Source organism: Acinetobacter sp. YH12097, from assembly GCF_013419225.1.
GTDB classification, from domain to species: domain Bacteria; phylum Pseudomonadota; class Gammaproteobacteria; order Pseudomonadales; family Moraxellaceae; genus Acinetobacter; species Acinetobacter amyesii.
On the sequence record NZ_VPAN01000007.1, the window covers coordinates 1 to 24,324 of the forward strand.

Genomic DNA, 24,324 nt, shown 5'->3' on the forward strand with positions numbered 1-24,324 from the left:
ATTAGCGCAAGGTCCGAAGATCCCCTGCTTTCTCCCGTAGGACGTATGCGGTATTAGCATCCCTTTCGAAATGTTGTCCCCCACTAATAGGCAGATTCCTAAGCATTACTCACCCGTCCGCCGCTAGGTCCAGTAGCAAGCTACCTTCCCCCGCTCGACTTGCATGTGTTAAGCCTGCCGCCAGCGTTCAATCTGAGCCATGATCAAACTCTTCAGTTTAAAATCAATAGTACATATAGTGTACCAATCTTGGCTCATCAATTACTGACAAATATTTCTCAAATAAACTTCGAGTAATTTCTACCATCAATCAATGAAATATTTTCGATTGATCAACCAGTAAAAATCCACACAAGTTGTTCTTCATAATCTCTTAATGATCTTCTTGTTGGTTCGTCACCAGCAAGCTAGGTCGGCTATATTACTCTTTATTTCTAAAGAGTCAACCGGTAATTCAAATTATTTTTAAACTTATCAAATAAAACCCAACTTAATCAATTCAACCAAGTCATTGTTTTATCAGAAGTTTTAATCTTCATCACCGCCGATGGATGTGCATTCTACAGCATTTCCGATCCAACGCAACACCCTTTTCCATTTATTTTTAATTTTCCATTACGTTTGTTTATTTATTCTACTAAATTGCGTTTTTTACTATTTTTTGAGCATAAAAGGGACAATATTTCCATATTTGTCCGTTAATTTATCTTTTTCATTCTTTTCTTGCCATTTCAAAGCTCGACAATCGACATATTCACAGTATCCACCTTCCCCACACTCAATTTCGTCATTGATTTTGATTTGATAGTTAAAGCTTCCTGCATAACCTGCGCCGAGTCCAAATTTAAAATCCCCACGGCTCTGCGCTTGTACATGTATTTTCATTTTGTCATTTTGGTAAATCCATTCAAATTCACGTGGCAAATACATTTTTTGCAAATTGGGGGTTTTAACAACGGGATAAACGCGCATGACTTTAAAGAACACACCTTGGTCTGCCATGAACACTTGCTGCTGATTTAAATCTCTTAGATATAAACGCGAACTCAAAATATTGTTATAACGATCTCGCGTTTGCATAAAGATAATTTGACGCTGTCGGCTAAGGTTGATTACCTGATGGGTATAAAACGCTAAAGGTAAATATGGAAACTTGCGTATTTGTGCATAAGATAATACCGCCAACTGATTTACATCATACATCTGGCCCTGAAATTTGATTTGCCCTTCACATTGGCACATCACTGACCAATATTCAGCAAGACCCAATCTTAATTTAATTAAACACGAAGAAATATCGGTAGTTTGCACGGACAAATCTAAACTGAGTTCAGTATCTTCTCGATGGATTTGAAATACCGCACCATCCCAACCAATCAGTTCTTTGTCTCTAAATTTAAAGACGGTCTCACTCAGACTACAGTCGTCTTTGATGGAATATGATTGTAATTGCCCAACCATATGACCACTCACACTGGTCATTACTGTGGCCGTATTGAGTTCGTCTTGTTGAATGGACGCAGGATTTTGAAAAGCGGGAATCTGAGGCTGCCCGAGCCAACTCATAAAGTTAAGATAATGTAAGGGCGCAGGAAGATTCGGTAGACAAAGTCCATAATGGACTGAAGGATATGGCGTATTCGGCGCATGTAAATTTATTTTTTTATGTTGTAAATCTGGAGCTTGATTCAGTCTTCTTGATTGATCCAAGAAATCTTGAAATATCTGCATATCAAGCTCCTTTTCATTTTTTATTTCATGCTTTAACTCATGCTTCTGCCTTTTTTGCCATTAAGGTTGTGACAAAGCCAGACAATGCATAAATTACTGAAATAATTAAAATACCCATTGGAATATTATACGTTACAGCAGCTAAAACAAAGACTATGATTGGTAACACCGCAAATGGAACACGGCGACGATCCACCGTTTTAAATGAATAGTATTTTACATTTGAGATCATCAATAGACCCACTGCAATAATCACTACCGCATTAAAAATCTGAATACCTGTTTCGCGTAAGTCGAAGACCGCAGGGATATCCATACCTACCCATACCAATGAAATAATCATAACGGCTGCGAGTGGACTTGCAACACCAATAAAGTAACGTTTATCGACGACCCCAATTTGTACGTTAAAACGTGCCAAACGGAAGGCTGCACATGCGGTGTAAACAAAACATGCTGCCAGGCCAATACGGCCTAAGTCATTTAGACTCCAGCTATACATTAAAATGGCAGGTGCAACACCAAATGCTAGCAAGTCTGATAAGGAGTCAAACTGTTCACCAAATGGACTTTGTGCGCCGATAGCACGTGCGACACGCCCATCCAAACCATCAAATAATGCTGCAAGAAAAATAGCATAAATGGCTTGTTGAAATTCACCATTCATACTGGCAATTATTGAATAAAAGCCGGATAACAACGCTGCGGTTGTAATCAAGTTTGGCCACAGATAGATCCCACGACGTTTCACTTTATGCCCTTCATGGGTGTGCTCCTCTTCTTCAACTTCAAATGTAATGCCATCAAATGCATTTTCATCCTTCGAAGAAATTTCCCGCTCAGGTTTATTTGTATTTGTCATTGTTCGATCCTAACTGTGACCTTTCTTTTTCAAGTTTAAAATTATTCGCCAACTAACCAACGTACGGCTGCATGACCACCATTTTCATTCATACGAAGATGTGGGAACAACCATTGTAATGCTTCGTCCGCATCTTCAGAGAATTTCCAAGGTGGATTAATCACCAATAAACCACAACCATTTAAACCGACTGGAGTGTCATCTGGCCATACGCAAATTTCACAAACCAACTGACGACGAATGCCAGTTTTGTACATTTTCTTTTCAAAACGTTCAATCATCGCGCGGTCTTTAATTGGATACCATACCGCAAAAACACCTGTCGGCCATTTTTTATAAGCAGCCACCAACAATTCTACAAGCTGTGGAAAATCTTTACGTTCTAATTCGTAAGGCGGGTCAATCATCACCAAACCACGTTTTTCTTTTGGTGGAATTACACCCAGTAAACCTTCGTAAGCATCACGCTCATGCAAGCCTGCACGTTTATCAAAAATATTGTGGCGCAATTGCTGAAATACATCACGCTGCATTTCAAAAATCGTGGCTTTATCAGTTTCACGCATGCCTTCAAGTGCAAACCATGGAGAACCTGGATAGGCGCCCTTACCAAAGTTTTCACGCATTTTTTCAACAACTTTTAAATATTGTTGAACACCTTCAGGTGCATTGCGTTTAATAGAATCATCGAGCTTAACTAAACGATGAATACCATTTAAAAACTCACCTGATTTCTGCGCTTCAGAGGTCGAAAGATCATATTTACCCGCACCACCATGTGTATCTACATAGCGATAAGGTTTATCTTTTGCATTCAGTCGACTTAATAACTGAAGCAGCAAAACGTGCTTCATCACGTCGGCAAAGTTGCCTGCATGGAAATGGTGACGGTAATTCATGTTTCTTTAATTCCTGATATCAACGGACATTTTAGCATGAAAAATAGTTTCATTCCGATGCTATTCTTGCTCTAGAATACGTCACCTTTTTTTCCACAACTTTATGGATCGTATATGGAAACAGCCTTTCTCCCAAAGTCTTGGCCGGTTGATCAAATCCTCGATGATTTAGATCAACACGGGTTTAGTATTATTGATGATGCTTATCCTGCTGAATATATACATGCACTTGTTGAAGAATGTATGTCAAATTTAAATAAATTTAGGGATGCAGCCGTACAAAATGGGGTCATCAGTAAAATTAGAAGTGATCATATTTTATGGATTAACGACACATTAGATGTCGCACAAGAACACGTTCAAGCCTTAGAACATTTATCAGAACAATTTAATCGCGCATTTTTTTCTGGCATTCACGAAGTCGAAGCACATTTTGCCTGTTATAACGCAGGTGAATTTTATGCCCTGCATAAAGATAATCCTCAAGGTAAAAATGGACGTGTCATTTCAGCGGTTTATTATTTGCATGAACATTGGCAAGCCGACTGGGGCGGTGAATTGCGCTTACAAGATAAGAATGATGTTTGGCATATTTTAGAACCTAAACCGAATCGCATTGCTTTATTCCAAAGTGACCTGTTACACGAGGTACTCGAAGCCAAACATCAACGTTTATCGATTACGGCTTGGCTGCGTAATGACAACACGATGTGGTAATTCAAGATTCATCCTTTAAATCCCTTAAATTATCCTCATATATGAGTCATTCATAGATGAGGATGTACCCGATGCGTCAAAACAGTCAACAAATCATTCAGCGTATTGGCGAAACTGATCAATTATTTCTACAAGGCAACAGCCCTGAACTTGCCCTTGAGCGTGCTGACTTACGACTGCAATTGGTTGGCTTAAGCAAGAACCATCAAGAACAAGTATATTTTCTGCAAGAAGCCATTGTTCTGCTTGAACAAAGCCGGATTGAATTTGAAGAAATGCCGATAGAGCTATACATCAATCTGTCTGTGCATTTAGCCAAAGCTTATATGGTATTTTTTGAAATCACCCAAGAGCAGCGCTATGCCCTGATTACCCAGCAGATTATGAAACCGATGTCCAAAGCTGAGCATGGCGACATCTACTTCTACTTGGCCTATGCCTCTGCGGTAAAACAGGAACCTGCGTTAACCCGCCACTGGTTAAATAAATACTGCAAATCTCAAGAATTCAAACTCACAACTTTACTTGAGCATCCTGCATTTAATCCTTATCGCCAAGAAGACTGGTTTGCAGAATTACGCCAAAGCAAACTGCACTAAATAAAAAAACACCTCCGAAGAGGTGTTTTTTTATTTGTGGAGAAATGAAATCTATGCCGGCTGCAGCTTATATGCATCCATATGTAACTGTTGATTCAGCTCATCAATCCAAATAGCCCAATCATCATCTTGTACTAAATGACTGATTAGAAAATCACGCTGCGCTTTATTCCAAAACGGCGCATCATGTAAATTTTCACTTGCAGCAAGCTGATGCGTACGCACATATAACTCGATCGCTGCTGGACTGCTGGCTAACCCCAATTGAGAAAACAATAACGCTAAGGATGGTTTATTTTGATTGAGCATCTTGCCCTCCTTATCAACTAATCTGTCATTTATTATTTAATTAACTTATATGATGAAGCAAAAAAACCTAGCGTTAAAACTAGGTTTGTTGTTTCAAATTGTATTTAGATTTTGCATGATCCGGAAAGCTTATGTTCTGTATGCAATTGTTCATTTAAAATATCGACCACCATGGCCCAGTCATCATCTTTTTTCCAATGACTGATAATGAAGTCGCGCTGTGACTTCGTCCAAAATGGCGCTTCATGCAATGGAACATCCATGGTGATTTGATGCGTTTCGATAAATTGATCGATGCCTTCCGGACTTGCATCTAACCCCAATTGTTCAAAAAATAGTTCCAACGTTGGTTGTTGATCAAACATTGCCGTTCTCCTCAAGCCTATAACATTTCTCCCATCTTTATAGTTATCTGTTTATTTGACTTTGTCAGTTGCAACAGCATCTCAACGTGTTATTTTTTGTTCAAAACTTAAGCGTGGTATTTTTCGCAGGCCATAAAAAAAGCACCCCAAATGGAGTGCCTTTTTATAATTTAATTTATAAAATTAAATTATTTAACCATGTCAGCAACTGCTGCACGTTCTTCTTCAAGCTCGTTTAGAGTGAAGTTGATACGTTCACGGCTGAATTCGTCGATTTCAAGACCTTGAACGATTTTGTATTCGCCGTTTTCAGTTGTTACAGGGAAACCGAACATTACGCCTTCAGGGATACCATAAGAACCGTCAGAAGGAATACCCATAGTTACCCATTTGCCGTTTGTGCCAAGAGCCCAATCGCGCATATGGTCGATTGCAGCGTTTGCAGCAGAAGCAGCAGAAGAAAGACCACGCGCTTCGATGATCGCAGCACCACGTTTACCAACAGTTGGAAGGAATACGTCTTTGTTCCAAGCAGCATCGTTGATTTTGTCTTTTAAGCTTTCGCCATTTACATTTGCAAAACGGTAGTCAGCATACATTGTTGGAGAGTGGTTACCCCAAACTGTCATGTTTTCGATGTCAGAAACTGCAACACCCGCTTTTTGAGCAAGTTGAGTTAACGCACGGTTGTGGTCAAGACGTAACATTGCTGTGAAGTTTTTCGCTGGAAGATCTGGAGCAGATTTCATTGCAATGTAAGCGTTAGTGTTTGCAGGGTTACCTACAACAAGAACTTTAACGTCACGGCTAGCAACTTCGTTAAGAGCTTGGCCTTGACCGATGAAGATTTCACCGTTTACTTTAAGAAGGTCAGCACGTTCCATACCAGGACCACGTGGACGTGAACCTACAAGAAGAGCGTAGTCAGCATCTTTGAATGCAACTTTAGGATCATCAGTACCGATCATACCTTCTAAAAGAGGGAATGCGCAGTCATCAAGTTCCATCATTACGCCTTTAAGCGCTTGTTGAGCTTTCTCAACTGGAATTTCTAATAATTGAAGGATAACTGGTTGGTCTTTACCCAACATTTCACCGCTTGCGATACGGAATAATAAGCTATAACCGATTTGACCAGCTGCGCCAGTAACGGCAACACGAACTGCTTGCTTCATGTAATTATCTCCAATTGAGGAAGGTCATAATGATTAAATAGCTGTTCTATCTAATCTTAATAATCATAAACGGCAAAGATTGTACTCCAATCTTTTGACGCTTGCATGTAAAAGAGAATGCTTTTCAACAAAAGTATGATAGGAAATATAAATAAAATGCCGAAAAAAGCTTAGAAAGAACCTTTAATTATGAAAGTTGCAGGACAATTTCCGACGATAGTCGCAGGGCAACTTTTGTACTGACCATTGTTTTTATAGCAAATTTTAATCTCAGTCAGCAGGCTACCACCATGGGTTTGCATACAGTTAAATTCAATACTTTGTGATACCAATCCGCTGTTCATACGCAACATTTTATTACGCAAGACATTGGCTTGAATGGATTGGGTTTCTTGACTGGTCAATTCATCTGGAATTTTTAGCTTATCTGCATGATTAATAATGGTTCTGAAATACTGGCTGGCATTCATTGGCACACAGCCGCCGGTATTATGCCAAAGCGCCACGCGAGCATTTTCATCAGGCATAATCCGTGCAACCACTTTGGCTTGCAGCGGAGAAAGTTTAGCGGAACTATTGGTGGTGCAATCACGGGTAGAAGTTTCTGGATATAGACCCGTGATATTGAGTGAATACCCTTCCAGACATTTACGTTTTTTACTTTTTAATGGGTCATAAGCGCAAACAGCTGGCACCATTTGTACATCCATCACATAGCCATTAACCACGGGTGCTGCCGAAAGCACAGACACACCAAAGCCTGCACCAATGCCGATGAGCAGTGATGTCAGTATTCGATAAACAGGTCTAATGTTCAAGTTCGGCATTCATTATTTACCCATATTGCGCCTTAAAACAGGCGCGTTGCTTCAATGCTTATTGCGCATTCCGTAATGGAATCATTTGCATTCGTTTTTCAATCGATTGCGGCCCCTGACCCAATAAAAGGCCGTAATGGGTTGCATTGGTCATCACATGTTTTACATAGTCTCGAGTTTCCGTTAATGGAATCGATTCTGTATATTGGTCCGCTGCAATTGCTTGATATTCAGGCTGCCAGCGTCGAGCACGATTTGGACCCGCATTGTAGCCTGCAGTCGCTAATACTGGACTATTACTCAATTGACGTTGAATCATCGATAAATAGAAAGTGCCATAACGGATATTGGTATTCATATCCGTTAATGCAGCGGGGTTATAACTCTCCCCCATCTGACGAGCCACCAATTTTGCGGTGTCTGGCATAATTTGCATTAAACCACCGGCACCGACATGTGAACGTGCGCTAGTGACAAACCGACTTTCTTGACGCATCAAGCCATAAGCCCATGCAGGGTCAATCCCTGCATTACGACTATGACTCACCACATAATTTTGATGCGGCATAGCATAACGTAAAGCATAATTGTGCTGTTTAGTGGTTCGATCTGCCGCATAAATCGCCCGATCATACCACCCCATATCGGTTGCACGTTTAGCTGCGGCAAGAATCATGCCATCATCATGCTTTAAATAGGCTTGACGCACCGCCCAGTTCCATTCACGGTTAATATAGCTGTCAGATGCATTAATATTGCGCAATGCAAAGGCACGACGGAAGTGAATATCCTGACTGAGACGCTGCGCATCTTGTGACGAAGGCTGCACATTTGACGGAATATTGTTATAAGACTGACCAATTTTGTCACGTGCTAACAAATTATGGTAATCATCGCCAACGGCAAGCTTGCGATAAATTTCTTTAGCCGCACGTTTAGATGAGGCATCTCCACGTTGTTCAGAGGCACGTGCTAACCAATATTGCCAACGGTCTTCCTGCTTTTGCGAAACGCTCATCGCATCAATTGCACGAATGACACTTTCCCATGCGCCAAAACGAATGGCTTGTCGCGCATAAATCTCGGCTTCTTCTGCACTAAAAGGCAAGCCATAACTCAAATCAAGATAATTTAGAACTTCACGGTTGAAATTATTTTTCATTACCGTTGTACCACCGATATACCCGACACTACGGTATAGGGCTTTTTGTACATCGGCTGGTGTGCCTTCTGCTGCACGTTTCACCGAAGAAATCGCGCCATTTAAGTCGCTATCGGCCAAGCGACCCATCGCATAAATCAGATATGCATGATCTTCTGCCGTCGCTTTGGGTGCAGACCATAAATAATTCAGTGGATTGGCTTGAATGGTGTTGAGTTGCGATAAATTAATATTCACGCCAATGGTTTGCGCAGTCGCAATCGCTTGTCCTGACTGACCCGCTCTTAACTGTCCCCACATCCGTTGATGGCGGTCATCTTGAGTCATTAAAGGACTCGACAGCATCATACGGCCCAAGCCCGTACACGAGTCAGGTTGTGAGTTTGTGGTCAACCATACATCTTTAAATTCTGCGTAAACCAGAGGGTCGCCCGACTTTGCGCGGACTTGAGCCATGGCACATGTTTCAGCACGGTCAGCATTAGTCACATATTGCAAGACAGGCTGTGCTGTAGCGAAATCAGCTTGTTTGACTTTTTCTTCAATATAATCTGCGGCTAATTTTTCTGCCATTGCCGAGTTTGGATAGCGCTGTGCAAAATTAATAATGGCACTTGCAGGTTGTGAAGCCAAATTGTTATTCAGTAACCAATATTCTGGATAATAGCCCAAAACATCATTTTGCATGGATGATTGGTATTGTTGTAATAAACTAATATTGCCTGCATTCGCAGCACGTAAAGCATCGTTAAACTGCTCATCTGCGGCTTGGGCAAACGCAGAAATTCCGGAGAGCCCGACACTCAAAGCAAGTAATTTAGCGTAATTTTTCTGTTTAAAATTATGTTTTAACATCCACTTGCCTTCTTTCATGTCATTCTGCTCAGTTACAGCACATCGAACTTTGTTTAGGAATTAGTTTAATAATTCTAAACTCTGCATTGTGTTCTGTTATGTAACCTTATGATTAGCCAATATTAATTTTCAAACATTTTTGCTTCATAAATCAATATGGCAGAGTTGTAATTTTAGGCTGTAAGTTTCTAGTAAATTACTGCTAAAATATTGCCCATTCTTAAAATCCCCTTTTTGACCTCCGCAGCTGCACAATTCAATTGATTGAATTGTCTGTCAGCCACGTATGGTTATTGATTTTCATAAAATTCCTTTAGGAGCCTACATGACGGTTCAAACCTTCATCCCCAATAGTGCCCAAGCTGCCCCAGATAACACTGTTACCCAGCCACAGCACACCCCAGCTCAAGATGGAACAGTGAAAAAACTGTACATCGAAACGCAAGGGTGTCAGATGAATGAGTATGACAGTCAACGTATGGGCGACCTTTTAGGTGATTCTCACGGCTATGTGCTGACAAGCGATCCAAAAGAAGCGGATATTCTCCTGATGAATACCTGCTCTATCCGTGAAAAAGCACAAGAAAAAGTATTTTCTGAGTTAGGCCGCTGGCGCAAACTGAAAGAAAAGAATCCTGATCTTGTGATTGGTGTCGGTGGTTGTGTGGCATCTCAAGAAGGTGACAACATTCAAAAACGTGCGCCTTATGTCGATATGGTCTTTGGCCCACAAACTTTGCATCGTTTACCGCAAATGCTGGATCAACACACTGAACAAGTGGTTAAGCCGAAAAAAGAAAAAATTCAATTGGTGGATATTTCATTCCCTGACATTGAAAAATTCGACTTTTTGCCGGAACCGCGTGTAGAAGGTTTTAAAGCCTTTGTCTCGATTATGGAAGGCTGCTCAAAATACTGTTCTTTCTGTGTGGTTCCTTACACACGTGGAGAAGAGGTATCACGTCCACTGGATGATGTATTGGCTGAAATTGCAACTTTGGCTGAAAAAGGTGTCCGTGAAATCAGTCTTTTAGGTCAAAACGTTAATGGTTACCGTGGTGAAACCTTCGAAGGTAATATTTGCACCTTTGCAGACTTATTACGTTTAGTTGCTGAGATTCCAGGGATTGGTCGTATTCGTTACACCACATCGCACCCGCTTGAATTTAATGATGACTTGATTCAATGCTACCGTGACTTACCGCAAATGGTTTCTCACTTGCATCTACCAGTTCAAAGTGGTTCGAATGACGTGCTACAAGCCATGAAACGTAACCACACGATTGATGTATATATCGATAAAATTGCTAAATTACGTCAAGTTCGCCCTGATATGCATTTATCTAGTGACTTTATTATTGGCTTCCCGGGTGAGACTGACGAAAACTTCGAAGAAACTTATCAATTTATCCAAGATATGGACTTCGATCATTCATACAGTTTCATCTACTCAAAACGTCCGGGTACTCCTGCCTCAGAACTTGAAGACACAACCCCTGAAGATGTGAAAAAAGAACGTCTTGCAAAAGTTCAACAATGGATTAAACAATCCAGTATCGATAAAACTGATGCCATGCTGGGCACCATTCAGCGTGTCTTGATTGAGTCTGTTTCAGACAAAGATCCGAACTTGCTGATTGGTACTGCAGACAATACACGTTTGGTTAGCTTTATCGGTGATCCTGCATGGGTTGGGCGTTTTGCAGAGATTGAAGTGACCGATATTAAAACTTTGAAGTTTGTTTACGGTGAACTCTTGAATCTTGAGCCTGACGTGGCGTAATGTAAGCTTAATCGTCAGACCAATTTAAAGGAATTCTCTTGACTGCAGCGATTCGACGTACTGTAACTTTTGCTGGTATTCCACTTGACCGTTTACAAAGCATGCTCGGTGCCTATAACGGTCATCTCAAACAAATTGAACAACGTTTAGATGTCAAAATTTCTCATCGTGCAGATGCTTTTTTTGTCGATGGGGAAATCGATGCGGTAGAGAGAGCCGAAAGTCTCCTTCACCGTCTTTATGAGGAGTCCGAAACCAATCCACAGATTAGTGCGGACATTTTACACATGATGATTCAAGGCAGTCAGACTGACCGCGAAATTCAGGAAGATTTTTCTGAAAATGAGCATACCGGTTTAGACAATGTTTATCTACAAACCCGTAAAGGTCGGATCAATCCACGTGGTGCCAATCAAAAACGCTATGTACAGCGTATTTTACAAAGCGATATTTCATTTGGTATCGGCCCAGCGGGTACAGGTAAAACTTATCTCGCGGTCGCCGCTGCTGTAGATATGCTAGAACGTAACGAAATTCAACGCATTTTATTGGTTCGCCCTGCGGTTGAAGCCGGTGAAAAATTGGGTTTTTTACCCGGTGATTTGAGCCAAAAAATTGACCCTTACTTACGTCCGCTATACGACGCTTTGTATGAAATGCTCGGTTTTGAAAAAGTCGCTAAACTAATTGAACGTCAAGTGATTGAAGTTGCACCACTGGCCTACATGCGTGGTCGTACCTTAAATCATTCTTTTGTGATTTTAGATGAAGCACAGAACACTACACCTGAACAGATGAAAATGTTCCTCACCCGTTTGGGTTTTGGTTCTCGTGCGGTAATCACGGGTGACATTACACAGGTCGATTTACCTCGTGGTCAACAATCTGGTTTGGCACATGCCTTACGCGTGATTGAAAAAATCAAAGAAATTCATATTACTCGCTTTCACTCTCGTGACGTGGTACGTCATCAATTGGTTCAAAAAATTGTTGAAGCCTATGAGGGATGGGACAGCGAACAACATCGCCTCACGGCTGAACAACGTGCAGAACGTAAAGCACGTCAGGAAGCCTTGGTGGCGGACAATGATGCTAAAGCTGATGGGCAGCATCAAGACGAAAACATTTAAGGATTCATTTTGAAACTTAATCTCTCCTTGCAGCAAAATTTTCAGTCACCTGAATTGGTGGTGAAACGTGCGCATATCAAAAAAGTCGTGGAAACGGCTTTACGTCATATCGATACACAAAGTGATTGTGAGATCGGTATTGCATGTGTGGACAATGACGAAAGCCACAAATTGAACTTGGAATATCGTGGTAAAGACAAACCGACCAATGTGTTGTCTTTTCCAAGCGACCTCCCCGATGAAATGGCAGCAGTTTTAGACTCATTTCCGATTGGCGACTTGGTGATTTGTATTCCTGTGGTTCTTCGTGAAGCACAAGAACAAAGCAAAGCACCCCTGACCCACTTTACGCATATGCTGGTACACGGTACGTTGCACCTCATGGGCTATGACCATGAAACCTCTAATGAAGATGCTGAAGAAATGGAAGCTTTGGAGATCGAGATTTTAGCCAAATTGGGGTTTGATAACCCTTATCTGGAAAGAGATTAAGAACCCAAAAAGCGAGCTACGGCTCGCTTTTTTTATCGTCATAAAAACCAAGGAAGGAAAGATATGCAATATGTCGTGATTTTTAAAGCACGCATTCATACACTTGATGAACTGTATTTTTCGACTGCACAGCAGCTTAGAGACAAAGCCTTGACACACTTTAACTGTCAACATTTTGAAGCGCTAACAGAGGCTGAGCATGAAATCGCCCTTTCCTACTGGAATACCTTAGAAGACATTCGAGCTTGGCAGCAAGATGCACAACATCTGGTGGCGCAGCAATTGGGGAAAAACCAATGGTATGCAAGTTTTAGCGTCGAAATCTGCGAAGTTTTGCGACGCTATCACAACTGAATTTTAACGAACCTCAAACTCTGCTTCTGCAGGATCGAAGCGCCAAGTCCGCACAATACGAAGTTCTGAGATGTCTTTCATTTTGGCATCAAACAAACCAAAAGGTGCCGCCTTACGCACAGAGGTTTTTGCTGCTTCGTCCAATAAGCTTGAACCTGAACTTTCGATCAAACGAATGGCACGAATCCCGCCATTACTGTTCAAAATAACCATTAAGCGTACTTCACCTCGTAGCTGCTGCTGTTTTGCCGCTTCAGGATAGTAACGGTTACCGTAAAACTCGACTTTTTCACGAAACTTTTCCATATAGGCCGCAGAAACATCTTGCTTGGCTTGAATACCATCTATGGTTTTAATTTTTTGCTGACGGCTAAAGTTTTGCTGACGTTGTAAATATTGAGCTTCGATACTCGCCACCATCGCAGCCTTGGCCTGAAACTGACTATTCAACTCCTCAACAGCTTTTTTGCGACTGTTTTCTTCCGCTTGTTTTTGCCAACTCAAAGTTGTCATCAACACTTTATCTTCAAAACTGAGCTCTTTTTTTTGTTGCAGTTGCTCTAAAGCTTCACTTTTTTGCTCACCGGCTTTTTGTTCGATCATCGGTGCAGGCATGTCACTCGACATCCGATGTGACTCACGGAATGTCCCCGAGCCCTGCTGATCGGCTTGCGCTAAAAAGTCCGCATGTTCAATTTTTTCCGTCGTAGGACGTAAAGAAACTGCAATTTCTTTGGTGTTATAGTCAGCCTCTTGGGGAATGGTAAATTGCATGGTTAAAAATGCCAAATGCAACACCGCAGCAAACGCCAACGCAGTTGCAAATATGGGATCTTTCCACCACTCTTTCATCAAGGGCATGAACGTTATTTTTTTCAGCATCTCATTAAACCGACAATTTGCCGCATTCCCCAAACTGCTTAAAACAGTATAAAATAAAACTCGTATTCATTTTTTGATGAAAACGAGAAATCCATCAACACATCGATAATGCACAATTAAAATCATGAAAATGGTGCAATTTATTTTGCTAAACTGCAAGATCAAAACCTTGTGTTTTTATAGAAATCGACAAGATACACATCGTCAAAAAACATAATTTGTCAGGATGCACTTCTTATGCAAACGCTAGTTTCCAATATCGCTAAACGTATACGTCAAGTGTACCAAAAAGCTGAAGGATTTATTGAAGATGAGCGTGAATTCCCAATGTCTCAAGTGTTTTTAAATGCGACGTTTCAGCGCTTTGTGACCGATAATGTGAAAATGCTCAAAGACTTGCATGCTGACCTTCATGACGACTGGCTCAGACTGTATGCCACACTCGATTATAATGGACTCCTTATTACACTTTCCGTGGACCTTAAATTGGTGCAAATGGAGCTGAATAAAAATACCCAATTGATCGTGTTTGAACAAATCAGTGATACTCAAGTCATTGAAGCCAAATATCCAAATGTGTTTTATAAAGTCGGTGTTCGTGTGGCTTTATGGTTCTACCAAAAAGTACTCAACCAAGATCCATTGGGTATGATTTTGGAAAAGCTCAATGTGATCAAAGTTAAAGATGATTTACTGTATTTAGACCTGAATCGCTGGCTCGGTAAAAGTCGATCGATTATCGACACACTGGGCAAAGTCCATGTCAACCATGCTGTTTTACGTGAGGCCGAATTGGTGGTGATTGGTAATGTTAATTTAACCGCATTGTTCACCAAGATGTCGCAAGAACGGATAGAAGACTGGGATGATTCAAATTTAAAAGACGATGAAGTCACGCCTATAAAGCAAAAGGAAAGCTAGACTTATCCTGTACTTAGATATCTTGAGCCTATAAAACGCTACACAACATATACATTAGGCACGGATTTGCGACGAGATTCTCCACAATCCAGCCGCATAATAAATATATCAGGTGGTTTAGCCCACCACACTTCTATTGAATAGGAAAACCATACTTATGGCACATTCAGTTTTGAAAAATTTAGGTCTTGTTGCTGGGGTATCGACTACACTGCTTTTGACTGGTTTCTCAAGTCAGTCATTTGCCATGAGTCCATTCCAAGCCAACTACCAATTTAACTACAACGGCAAAAACTTGGGTTCTGCAACACGTACCCTAAAACAATCTGGGAATAACTGGACTTATGTTTTCGCAGCAAAAGCTGGTGCGATGGCATCCGCAACTGAAACCAGTCGTTTTAGTTTAAATGGCAGCCAAATTCACTCGAACAGCTTTAGCCGCAGCAGCAAAATTTTGGTGCACAACAACACCATGAATATTAATTTTAATGCTGGCGCAAAAACCATTAATACCAAAAAAGATGATAAAGCGCGTTCATTTGCGTGGAAATCAGGTGTGTTAGATGAACTCAATGCTGAATTGCAAATTCGTGAAGATTTAAAAAATGGTGGTTTGAAATCGAATTACTACATTGCCGATGCCAAAGAGGTTGAAGCTCGTAAGTTCGTGAAACAAGGCACTGAAAAAGTGAAAACCACTTATGGAACTTTTGACACCGTGAAAGTCGTGATGCGTCATGACAAACCAGGCCGTCAAACGACTTTCTGGTTAGCGCCAAAACTAGATTATCTACCTGTCAAAGTTTCCCACCAAGACAATAAAACCTCTTACGGTTTATTGTTAACGGGCTATAAAGGTGCAACAAATTAATTGATTTGATCAATTTCGCTTGCATTTTTCACGGTGCTTTTTAAAATACGCTTTTGCTTTAAAAAGCACCTGCCCCTCGAGGATTCTCCCGTGCACGCTCTGGAACAGAAAATCTTAGCTGAAGGTATCGTTCTCTCTGAAGAAGTTCTGAAAGTCGATTCTTTCCTGAACCACCAAATTGACCCTGTGATGATGCAGCAAATTGGTCAAGAATTTGCCCGTCTTTTTAAAGATGCTGGCATCACAAAAATCATTACGATTGAAGCATCAGGTATTGCACCTGCAGTAATGGCTGGTCTTGAACTTGGTGTTCCTGTGATTTTTGCACGTAAATATCAATCTTTAACCTTAAAAGATGATTTGTATCGCTCAAAAGTGTTTTCTTTCACCAAACAAACTGAAAGCACGATCGCGATTTCTAAAAAGCACATCAATGCTGAAGATAAAGTTTTAGTGATTGATGACTTTTTGGCCAATGGTCAAGCGGCTTTAGGTCTTGCAGATCTTATTCATCAAGCAAGTGCTGAAGTATTGGGTATCGGTATCGTGATTGAAAAATCATTCCAACCTGGTCGTGATATTTTGCTTGAAAAAGGCTATCGCGTTGAATCATTGGCACGTGTGAAATCACTGGCGAATGGTACAGTTGAATTTGTTCGTGACTAAGTTTGCGTTCAAAAGAAAAAAGAACACATCAGGTGTTCTTTTTTTTGCTAAAAATTTGCCATTAAGGTGACATAAAGCGCACTTTTTAACGCCTTAGTTACAAGCAGACAAAACATTTGTGTGCAAAAATCGATAAAATTCAGGAAAATCGTTGCATTTGATCGAATGGGTCAACTACTCATCTGTCAAATTACATTATGCTGCACCATAAATTCGGCCATTTATTTTTTAAGGCTATGGAAAGTTATGAATACAGAAGAGCAAAACATGGAAACGACAGTTAAATGTCCAAAATGTGGATCAACCCATATTGAAAAGCGTAACCATGAACAAAACTTACAAAAAATTGGTGGGGTCTTACTCAGTGGTGCAGGAACTGCTGCAGGGACTGTCGGTGGTGCGGCATCTGGCGCATCTATTGGTGCTGCGATTGGTGGCGTGACTGCTGGCCCACTTGGCGTGATTATGGGCGGAACCATCGGGACTTTTGTTGGTGCAATTAGCGTCGGTATCACAGGCGGTTTTCTCGGACACCGTTTTGGTAAAAAAGCCGGCGTGATCGTCGATCAAAATATTTTTCTCGACTACCAATGTTTAGATTGCAAACAGCGCTTTGAAGTTGAGCAACAGCCTGAAGACGCTGCAAAGACTTCGGATCAAGACTAATTTCGATATTAAAAAAGAGCGCATCAGCGCTCTTTTTTAATAGGTTATTGTTTTTCTAATATGTATTTCTAGTCTATTGAAATGCTATTCGAAAACCATGGCGAATCAATTATTTTGAAACATCAGTTAAAGATTTTGAGTCCACTTTAACTTGATCTTGTTTCACTAAAAATTCTTTTTCTTCGGCTTTTTCTCTTGCGGGAAATCCATACTGTATAAAACTGGCATTGCCGTACACAAGGAAGATGCAGCCAATGCGGAACACAGGAAAATCATTCGAAAATTAATAGACATCCCCCCCCCAAAGAAGAAATTTAAATACAAATCATGTAATCAAAAAATAAAAATAACGCGCCCAAAGAGACAGCAAAAATCGACTCAAGGCCATCACTGAGCAGGCTGTATTTAAAAACTTTCAATATATTGTTGATATCATTTATTTTTAATATTTCAGGAATAGTTCGACAGATTTATTTTTATATTTTGGGCGGTATACAACGTCATAAATAAAAAGACGTCACACGTAAATAAAGCAAGAAAAGTGCAATATTTAAGCCTTTTCTTGCCCGTTCGCTACAAAGTTAGCGCAACTTCCTAGAGCAAGTAAGTATCAAATCAACTTTTTGACGACTTCGCCTAGGCGTTTACCCAGCTCTTCACACAAATTACGCTCATCTTGACTCAATGACTGATCATGGCGTGGACCACTGACATGGCTTGCACCATAAGGTGTACCACCCGTTTTGGTATTCGATAATGCCGGATGGGCATTACTTAAACCCATAACCATCATTCCGTGATGAAACAAAGGCGGCAGCATGGTCAGCAAAGTACTTTCCTGTCCCCCATGCATTGAACCTGAACTGGTAAACACACAGGCAGGTTTGCCATGTAATGCGCCATTGAGCCAAAGCGCTGTGGTTTGATCCCAGAAATATTTCATTTCCGACGCCATATTACCAAAACGTGTTGGCGAACCAAGGGCTAAACCTGAGCAATGCGCTAAGTCATCTAAGCTACAGTAAATATCGCCTTCGGCAGGAATACTGGGCTGCACGTCAGTCACCACAGTAGATAAATTTGGAACGGTTCGTATTTTTACTGCCATTCCAGACGCTTCAATTCCATTGGCAATTAAATGTGCCATCTCACGTGTTGAACCATATTTGCTGTAATACAACACCAGTACATAAGCTTGCGTCATTTTTATAAATTCAATGAAAAAAGAAAACTATACGGTATTTTTCCTATTTTTTGGTTAAGCTAAGTGATGAAAATTGCATAAACATGACTAAAATAACTCGAGACTTGAACGAATGATCGAAGCATTTTTAAAAAAACTTCCCTTTTACGACAAGAAATGGTTTCAGTTTGTTTTATTTGTCATTCGACGTTTTGAAGCCGATCGCTGCCGTGAACAAGCAGGATCATTAACCTATACCACCTTGTTTGCAGTGGTACCCATGTTGACCGTATTCTTGGTCATCATCTCCTCAATTAAAGCTTTAGAACCTGCTCGTCAACAGCTTCAACAATTGATTTATAGTAATTTCCTACCGAAAACGACAATTGCTTTTGATAAAGCACTGAATGCATTCACCGATAAATCCAGTAACCTGACTGTTATTGGTGTACTATTTTTATTCATTACCACAGTTATGATGCTGACCAGCATTGAGACAGTATTTAACCGAATTTGGCGGGTGCGTGAGACACGTGGCGGCATTATTGGCTTTATGCGCTATTGGACTATTATCTCATTAGGCCCAATCTTACTGGGTAGCGCATTTGTTGTGTCATCTACCTTGGCCTCTATGAATGTCCTCAGCAATAATTTTGCCGGCTATGAACTGGATGGAGCTTTTCTACTGTGGATCTTGTCTTTTTCATTGACCATTTTAGGTTTTTTCATTCTGTATTGGACGATTCCCAACCGTAGTGTGCCAATCAAGGCAGCGCTAATCGCAGGTGTCTTTAGTGCCGTGGTATTTGAATTACTCAAAAACCTCTTTGGTTTTGTCATGTCAAATTTCACCAGTTATCAAATCGTTTACGGTGCTTTTGCTGCAGTGCCAATTTTCCTGCTTTGGATATTCCTTTCATGGAATATCGTGCTGATAGGGGTAGAAATTAGTTATGCACTGACAGCTTTCAATTCGGGCAACGACCAAAAACGTCATCCTGTTATTATGTTGATGGATTTGCTTGAATTATTTTATATAAAGCAAAAACTCGGTCAGAGCGTGACAGAAAAAGAAGCGCTTGAGGTTTTAGGGCGTGATGAAATCGGCCGCCTGCCAAGCTATATTTTATTGTTTGAAGAGCAACACCTGATTAAACGTACAGATGATGATCATTATGTTTTAGTTCGTAATTTAACCCAAGTGGACTTTTGGAGTTTTTACAGTAAGCTGCCCTATCCGCTCCCTAAACGGCAAGATTTAGGTCGCGTCGATCCAGATGATGTTTGGATGGAAAAAATTGGGCCGCAACTGGTCGAATCGGATGATTATCTCGCGGCCAAACTCTCGATTCCACTTGCGACTATTTTTGAAGAAAAATAAGCGTAAATAAAAAAAGGAGAGCCGTAGCTCTCCTTTTTTATTTACTGATGTTACTCACGTAAAAGTAATTTCGCATTTTTAAAATGCTTTTTAAGTCTATTCGACGGAGTCTTACATCTAGGAATTGAATAAAGGGATTAGCCTTCGGCTGGAGGTACTTTTGTTTTGGCAAAATGAGAAGCGAAGCTTCGCAAGGAAACCATCTTGCGGTGCAATGCACCTCACCGACAAAACTCGTTCACTAGCGTCTACGCATTCAAAGTATCGCAAAAAACATTTTTGAATAGATGTAATCCTGTCTCAAATACTTGCGGATGACGTTGCCGCGTATCGTTCTTTTATTTGAAGCAAATTGCGCTTCTAATGTTACTGCGTAACATCAGTTATTTATACACGGCGTTAGATAGCAGTACGCTGACGCCCCATCAGTTTAGCCAACCACTGATGCAAAGTTACCGTCATCACCCCGACCATTACTAAGGCCGTCCCCAAGATAAAGTTCAATTCAATCGTTTCGTTTAAGATCAATACGCCAAAGACTAGACCAAAGATTGGAGTAAGGAATGAAAAAACGCCCAGACCATTGGCCAGATATTTACTTAACAGCCAAAACCACAACATCAGGCTGAAAAATGAAATAATGAGCACATGAAAAATCATGCTGCTGATGGACAGCACCGTCCAATGTACAGTCATTTGTCCTGTCAGCCATGCTACGGGTAATAAAAACACGCAACCACCGACTAACTGATAAAACAGCGTCTGAGTTGGAGGTGCATCAGAGAGTTTGGTGAGTCTTAATGAAATGGTGGTCAAGGCCCACATCACCCCTGCAAGTAATGCCATCGCATCACCCAACAGGGCTTGAGTGTTGACTGTAGTGCTACTTTCACGTCCCATGAACGACAGGACAATACCTGAAAAGGCAATAAAAATACCGACCCACTGGATCGCTGTAAGCTTTTCTTCAGGCAACTTCCAATGTAAACCTAATGCCACGAATATCGGTGCGGTATAGAGCAAGACAACAGTATGTGATGCAGAGGTATAGCGCAGGGATTCTGCCACTAAAATAAATTCAGCTGAAAATAAAAACGCCAACCAGATACCCGGTAGCAAGTATTCGCGTGTATATAAATGTGTTCCCGGCTTGAGACGAATCAGTGGAAAGACCAACAGCGCAGCCAAACCCGATCGAATGGCAATTTGCATGATCGGCGCAATATCAACCGCGGCCAATTTCAAAATGACCTGTTGAATCCCTAAAATCATGCACAAAATAATCATCAGACCAGAAGCTTTTGCATCTAGCGCCTTACGCTGTTCCACACTATTTACTCAACAATACGACAAGCAACACTATAGAACTGTCAGAAATAAAATATATACTTCAAAATAGACAAGTGATCTTCTTATTCAGGCAAAATTTCTCATGCGTCATAAAGCTCGTGCAGATCATACGCAGTTCCAACAACTTCCCACCAACGATGAAATTCAAGCAGCGCTCTGGATCAGTTTTCGTGACGATCCTGCATTATCTGTTTATCCCGTTCATGGGCATGCTTGGGGCGAGTTTGTCTATGCCTTTAATGGCGTGATGGAAGTGAATATCAATCAAATTGACTATATTACCCCACCACCTTATGGCATTTGGCTTCCTCCACATTTAGAACACAGTGGTTTAAATCGTACTGCGGTTTCACATGGAACCTTATATGTACATGAATCTCTATGCACCCACTTACCGAAACAACCAGGGATTTTACTCAGCTCGCCCTTAGTCACCTCGATCTTCAGCCATTTGCGTCTGTTGCACCAACAAGCCGACCTCATGGAAAATACGGCCGAATATCAACGCTTACTCCATGTGATCTTAGATCAACTGCATCAAGCCAAACTGGTCAGTAGTTATTTACCGCATTCGGATCACCCTGCCCTCAAACAGCTGCTTGATTATTTACATCAATATCCTGCAGATCAGAGCGCGCTTGAGCAATTGGCAAAGCGGATAAATATGACGGAACGTACTCTGGCGCGTTATTGTCAAAAAGAACTTGGGATGTCCCTGCATGAATGGCGACAACGTCTCAAAGTCATGAAAGCCATGTCCATGCTCAACGCAGGCCAAACCATCGAAAATATTGCCTTAGAACTTGGCTATGCCAATGCCTCAGCGTTTATAAATATGTTTAAAAAATGGATGCTTTGCACCCCAGATCAGTTTAGAAAATCTGCCTTAAAGCCCTAAATGTGTTTAAATTTAGCTATAAGTATCTCTATAAAGTGATTCAACAATCCGTTAAGATCAAAAAATCTAGGAAAAATGATAATAATTCCATTTCAAATGAATAAAAAAACCATTTTAGCGCTGTGTTTATCTGCCTTATTTTTAATGGCTTGTAGTTCCAAAGAACAGCGTGAATTTAAATCTGCACTCAAAACCGCTCAAACGGGCGATGTGACCGCACAAATGAAAGTGGGTGATTTATACCTCAGTGGAACGGGCACAGAACAAAATATCGAACAAAGTGTACATTGGTACAAAGCTGCTGCGGATCAAGGCACTACGGACGCATTCGCATGGTTGATGACTCAAGCCTACCAAGGAAACCCGCATGCAGATCAAGTGATTCGAAAGATGCAGCAAGATGGCAATATTTTCCTTGCACACTGGGTGCTAGACCTTGCAAAAAAGACTCATGATCCTGCTGCTGAATATACCGTTGGTTGGATGTACGACACGGGAAAAGGCTTAATTCAAGATAAGCACCAAGCGCAAATTTGGTATGAAAAAGCTGCCAAACAAAAGAATGTCGAAGCGATCAAAGTCTTGGGAAATCAACATTATTTTTCTGAACATTCTTCGTCTACACCCGACAAAACAGCTGAATATTTAAGCTATGCCGCAGAACAAGGGCAAGATGCTGACGCGGCGATGAAAATGGCACATTATTATCATTATGATATTCGAGATGGTGAAAAAGCGCAACAATGGTATGCCAAAGCAGGTGCATTGGGAGACACCGACTCACAGCATATGGCCGAGACCTATGAAGCATGGAAAGATACTGGTCCTTTACAACCGAATGAGCCACCGCCATCAAGCAGTACCGAATAGATCAATCAAAAAAGGCTGCATTAAGCAGCCTTTTATTTATATTTAGCCCACAGATTATTTGACAAAGGTTGTCCAGATATAATCCAGATTTTTTCCTTTTAGGGTCATTTTCAACTGCTCACCTGACTGTAGTGCCGCGACACCTGCAGGCGTACCTGTCATGACCACATCACCCGCTTCAAGACTAAACACTTGGCTAATATCGGCCAGTAATGTACCCACATCAAAAATCAGCAATGCAGTATCACCGTTCTGACGCAGTTCATCATTGACATGCAAGGTGTAATGCACATCTTTCCAATCTTGAACCACCTCTTGGACATCGACCCAATCTGCAAGGATGCAAGAACCATCATAAGCTTTGGCACGTTCCCACGGCTGACCTTTTTTCTTTAAGTCATCTTGTAGATCACGCAAGGTCAGGTCTAGCCCCAAAGTCACAGCTCCGACTGCTTCTAAGGCTTTGCGTGGATCAGTTTCAGCCGATAAAGGTCGATCAATACGTAAACTTAATTCGCATTCATAGTGACAACTGCCCCATGCAGGATTCCATGTGATGCCTTGCTCTAATGCGGTTAATGCACTTGGCGGCTTCATAAAAAGCACAGGACGGTCAGGAATTGCATTGCCTAATTCTTTGGCATGATCTGCATAACTACGACCGACGCAAACAATTTTAGATGGACGTGACTGCATACTACTCCCTCTTTTGTTATGAATAGATTGTCTTAGTGCTGAAAAGTATTGCTAAAAATCGCTTGGTCCGCAGTATCTTTAAATGCACTTTTCGGCACAATAATCACGGTTTTATTTTTCAGCTCAAGCATATAGGTCAATTTGCCTTCAGCAAAATTGGCCACTTCAGCATAATGGAAGATATTCTTACGACCATTGGCATGAATTTCTGCATAGTCTTGAAACAAATCAATACCTTGTTCACTTTTTCCTAATTGGTATTTTACAAACTGGCGTTTAAACATCATCGGTAAAAACCAATAACGCATGATGCCTTGAAGAAGTAAAAAGAAAGCACCCAGCCCAACATAGTAGGCACCGACACCATTTACACCTAAGTAAAAACCCCAGATGATAATCCCAAGGCTAATGGCTGGCGTTAAAAAACGCGTAAATTGCTTTTTGCCAAAAGTAGCTAGTGCAAAACCATCCTGTGATTCTTCTAGATTTAAAAAATAGCGCAGCGATAATGCAGGTAGATTTTCAGACATAAGCGTATGAATATTTAAAAATGAATTGCGCTAAATACTACACCACAATTCAAACTTGCTTCATGCTTTTTAATGGTCGGTTGTAACACATCACTACTTCCTTTCCCTCTAGAAATACGTTAAAAACAGCAACAAATAAAAGATTGCATACGCAGGATG

Annotated in this window: 27 protein-coding genes and 1 rRNA gene; 13 read left to right on the top strand and 15 right to left on the bottom strand. The window is 41.0% G+C overall.

Annotated features, from left to right (window positions below; all coding sequences use genetic code 11):
• The 4 genes from FTU37_RS04695 to FTU37_RS04710 all read right to left on the bottom strand — a co-directional run.
• Positions 1-219, bottom strand: a 16S ribosomal RNA gene (locus FTU37_RS04695); the annotation flags it as partial.
• Positions 220-654: 435 nt separating this feature from the next.
• The gene (locus FTU37_RS04700) at positions 655-1,731 is read right to left on the bottom strand and encodes a DUF6670 family protein (RefSeq protein WP_180123892.1); all 1,077 of its coding nucleotides are present in this window, start codon (positions 1,729-1,731) and stop codon (positions 655-657) included.
• A gap of 37 nt (positions 1,732-1,768) precedes the next feature.
• Positions 1,769-2,593, bottom strand: a complete 825-nt coding sequence (gene pssA / locus FTU37_RS04705; RefSeq protein WP_078189231.1) for a CDP-diacylglycerol--serine O-phosphatidyltransferase — start codon at positions 2,591-2,593, stop codon at positions 1,769-1,771.
• A gap of 41 nt (positions 2,594-2,634) precedes the next feature.
• Positions 2,635-3,492, bottom strand: coding sequence for a 23S rRNA (adenine(2030)-N(6))-methyltransferase RlmJ (locus FTU37_RS04710; RefSeq protein WP_078189232.1), 858 nt, complete (start codon positions 3,490-3,492; stop codon positions 2,635-2,637).
• A gap of 114 nt (positions 3,493-3,606) precedes the next feature.
• On the opposite strand from FTU37_RS04710, the gene FTU37_RS04715 reads away from it, so the two are divergent.
• Both FTU37_RS04715 and FTU37_RS04720 read left to right on the top strand, forming a co-directional pair.
• On the top strand, positions 3,607-4,209 hold the full coding sequence (locus tag FTU37_RS04715; RefSeq protein WP_180059188.1) for a 2OG-Fe(II) oxygenase: 603 nt from the start codon (positions 3,607-3,609) through the stop codon (positions 4,207-4,209).
• A gap of 71 nt (positions 4,210-4,280) precedes the next feature.
• Positions 4,281-4,808 (top strand): hypothetical protein, encoded by a 528-nt coding sequence (locus tag FTU37_RS04720; RefSeq protein ID WP_180008394.1) that lies wholly within the window; start codon positions 4,281-4,283, stop codon positions 4,806-4,808.
• Positions 4,809-4,859: 51 nt separating this feature from the next.
• Here the strand turns inward: FTU37_RS04720 and FTU37_RS04725 are convergent, their stop codons facing one another.
• From FTU37_RS04725 to FTU37_RS04745, 5 genes are all read right to left on the bottom strand, one after another.
• Positions 4,860-5,117, bottom strand: a complete 258-nt coding sequence (locus tag FTU37_RS04725) for a DUF2789 family protein (RefSeq protein WP_078189234.1) — start codon at positions 5,115-5,117, stop codon at positions 4,860-4,862.
• Between the two features lie 104 nt (positions 5,118-5,221).
• Positions 5,222-5,482: a DUF2789 family protein gene (locus FTU37_RS04730; RefSeq protein ID WP_078189235.1), complete on the bottom strand. Its 261-nt coding sequence runs from the start codon at positions 5,480-5,482 to the stop codon at positions 5,222-5,224.
• A gap of 188 nt (positions 5,483-5,670) precedes the next feature.
• Positions 5,671-6,657, bottom strand: a complete 987-nt coding sequence (locus FTU37_RS04735; RefSeq protein ID WP_078189236.1) for a malate dehydrogenase — start codon at positions 6,655-6,657, stop codon at positions 5,671-5,673.
• Between the two features lie 170 nt (positions 6,658-6,827).
• Positions 6,828-7,484 (bottom strand): ribonuclease I, encoded by a 657-nt coding sequence (locus FTU37_RS04740; protein ID WP_180123893.1) that lies wholly within the window; start codon positions 7,482-7,484, stop codon positions 6,828-6,830.
• Positions 7,485-7,533: 49 nt separating this feature from the next.
• Positions 7,534-9,510 (bottom strand): lytic transglycosylase domain-containing protein, encoded by a 1,977-nt coding sequence (locus FTU37_RS04745; protein ID WP_180123894.1) that lies wholly within the window; start codon positions 9,508-9,510, stop codon positions 7,534-7,536.
• A 307-nt stretch (positions 9,511-9,817) separates the two neighbouring features.
• Between FTU37_RS04745 and miaB the strand changes: the two genes are divergently transcribed.
• From miaB to FTU37_RS04765, 4 genes are all read left to right on the top strand, one after another.
• Positions 9,818-11,275, top strand: a complete 1,458-nt coding sequence (gene miaB / locus FTU37_RS04750; RefSeq protein WP_180123895.1) for a tRNA (N6-isopentenyl adenosine(37)-C2)-methylthiotransferase MiaB — start codon at positions 9,818-9,820, stop codon at positions 11,273-11,275.
• A 38-nt stretch (positions 11,276-11,313) separates the two neighbouring features.
• The gene (locus FTU37_RS04755) at positions 11,314-12,405 is read left to right on the top strand and encodes a PhoH family protein (protein ID WP_111885944.1); all 1,092 of its coding nucleotides are present in this window, start codon (positions 11,314-11,316) and stop codon (positions 12,403-12,405) included.
• A 9-nt stretch (positions 12,406-12,414) separates the two neighbouring features.
• On the top strand, positions 12,415-12,897 hold the full coding sequence (ybeY, locus tag FTU37_RS04760) for an rRNA maturation RNase YbeY (RefSeq protein ID WP_180123896.1): 483 nt from the start codon (positions 12,415-12,417) through the stop codon (positions 12,895-12,897).
• 63 nt (positions 12,898-12,960) lie between these two features.
• Positions 12,961-13,251 carry an antibiotic biosynthesis monooxygenase gene (locus FTU37_RS04765; RefSeq protein WP_180123897.1) on the top strand — a complete coding sequence of 97 codons (291 nt, stop codon included), beginning with the start codon at positions 12,961-12,963 and terminating at the stop codon, positions 13,249-13,251.
• 3 nt (positions 13,252-13,254) lie between these two features.
• Here FTU37_RS04765 and FTU37_RS04770 read toward each other — a convergent pair whose 3' ends face one another.
• The gene (locus tag FTU37_RS04770) at positions 13,255-14,112 is read right to left on the bottom strand and encodes an energy transducer TonB (protein ID WP_218954640.1); all 858 of its coding nucleotides are present in this window, start codon (positions 14,110-14,112) and stop codon (positions 13,255-13,257) included.
• A 258-nt stretch (positions 14,113-14,370) separates the two neighbouring features.
• Between FTU37_RS04770 and FTU37_RS04775 the strand changes: the two genes are divergently transcribed.
• The 4 genes from FTU37_RS04775 to FTU37_RS04790 all read left to right on the top strand — a co-directional run bounded on the left by FTU37_RS04775 (position 14,371) and on the right by FTU37_RS04790 (position 17,257).
• On the top strand, positions 14,371-15,054 hold the full coding sequence (locus tag FTU37_RS04775) for a hypothetical protein (protein WP_180123899.1): 684 nt from the start codon (positions 14,371-14,373) through the stop codon (positions 15,052-15,054).
• 157 nt (positions 15,055-15,211) lie between these two features.
• Positions 15,212-15,925, top strand: a complete 714-nt coding sequence (locus tag FTU37_RS04780) for a DUF3108 domain-containing protein (RefSeq protein ID WP_078192434.1) — start codon at positions 15,212-15,214, stop codon at positions 15,923-15,925.
• Positions 15,926-16,015: 90 nt separating this feature from the next.
• Complete coding sequence (locus FTU37_RS04785) at positions 16,016-16,591, top strand: xanthine phosphoribosyltransferase (protein WP_078189246.1); 576 nt, start codon at positions 16,016-16,018, stop codon at positions 16,589-16,591.
• A gap of 267 nt (positions 16,592-16,858) precedes the next feature.
• A complete protein-coding gene (locus FTU37_RS04790; protein ID WP_180049320.1) occupies positions 16,859-17,257 on the top strand; it encodes a hypothetical protein in 399 nt (132 codons plus the stop codon).
• A gap of 165 nt (positions 17,258-17,422) precedes the next feature.
• Here the strand turns inward: FTU37_RS04790 and FTU37_RS16670 are convergent, their stop codons facing one another.
• A complete protein-coding gene (locus FTU37_RS16670; RefSeq protein WP_257225226.1) occupies positions 17,423-17,551 on the bottom strand; it encodes a hypothetical protein in 129 nt (42 codons plus the stop codon).
• A 316-nt stretch (positions 17,552-17,867) separates the two neighbouring features.
• Positions 17,868-18,461, bottom strand: coding sequence for an NAD(P)H:quinone oxidoreductase (gene wrbA / locus FTU37_RS04795; RefSeq protein WP_180010538.1), 594 nt, complete (start codon positions 18,459-18,461; stop codon positions 17,868-17,870).
• 112 nt (positions 18,462-18,573) lie between these two features.
• Between wrbA and FTU37_RS04800 the strand changes: the two genes are divergently transcribed.
• Positions 18,574-19,821 carry a YihY family inner membrane protein gene (locus tag FTU37_RS04800; RefSeq protein ID WP_180123900.1) on the top strand — a complete coding sequence of 416 codons (1,248 nt, stop codon included), beginning with the start codon at positions 18,574-18,576 and terminating at the stop codon, positions 19,819-19,821.
• 399 nt (positions 19,822-20,220) lie between these two features.
• Here the strand turns inward: FTU37_RS04800 and FTU37_RS04805 are convergent, their stop codons facing one another.
• Positions 20,221-21,150, bottom strand: a complete 930-nt coding sequence (locus tag FTU37_RS04805; RefSeq protein ID WP_373686275.1) for a DMT family transporter — start codon at positions 21,148-21,150, stop codon at positions 20,221-20,223.
• A gap of 103 nt (positions 21,151-21,253) precedes the next feature.
• On the opposite strand from FTU37_RS04805, the gene FTU37_RS04810 reads away from it, so the two are divergent.
• Together FTU37_RS04810 and FTU37_RS04815 are read left to right on the top strand one after the other, a co-directional pair.
• Complete coding sequence (locus FTU37_RS04810; protein ID WP_180123901.1) at positions 21,254-22,069, top strand: helix-turn-helix domain-containing protein; 816 nt, start codon at positions 21,254-21,256, stop codon at positions 22,067-22,069.
• Positions 22,070-22,165: 96 nt separating this feature from the next.
• On the top strand, positions 22,166-22,939 hold the full coding sequence (locus FTU37_RS04815) for a tetratricopeptide repeat protein (RefSeq protein WP_180123902.1): 774 nt from the start codon (positions 22,166-22,168) through the stop codon (positions 22,937-22,939).
• A gap of 54 nt (positions 22,940-22,993) precedes the next feature.
• Here FTU37_RS04815 and FTU37_RS04820 read toward each other — a convergent pair whose 3' ends face one another.
• Positions 22,994-23,659 (bottom strand): fumarylacetoacetate hydrolase family protein, encoded by a 666-nt coding sequence (locus tag FTU37_RS04820; RefSeq protein ID WP_373686280.1) that lies wholly within the window; start codon positions 23,657-23,659, stop codon positions 22,994-22,996.
• 8 nt (positions 23,660-23,667) lie between these two features.
• On the bottom strand, positions 23,668-24,165 hold the full coding sequence (locus FTU37_RS04825) for a YcxB family protein (protein ID WP_180008423.1): 498 nt from the start codon (positions 24,163-24,165) through the stop codon (positions 23,668-23,670).
• Between the last annotated feature and the right edge of the window lie 159 nt (positions 24,166-24,324).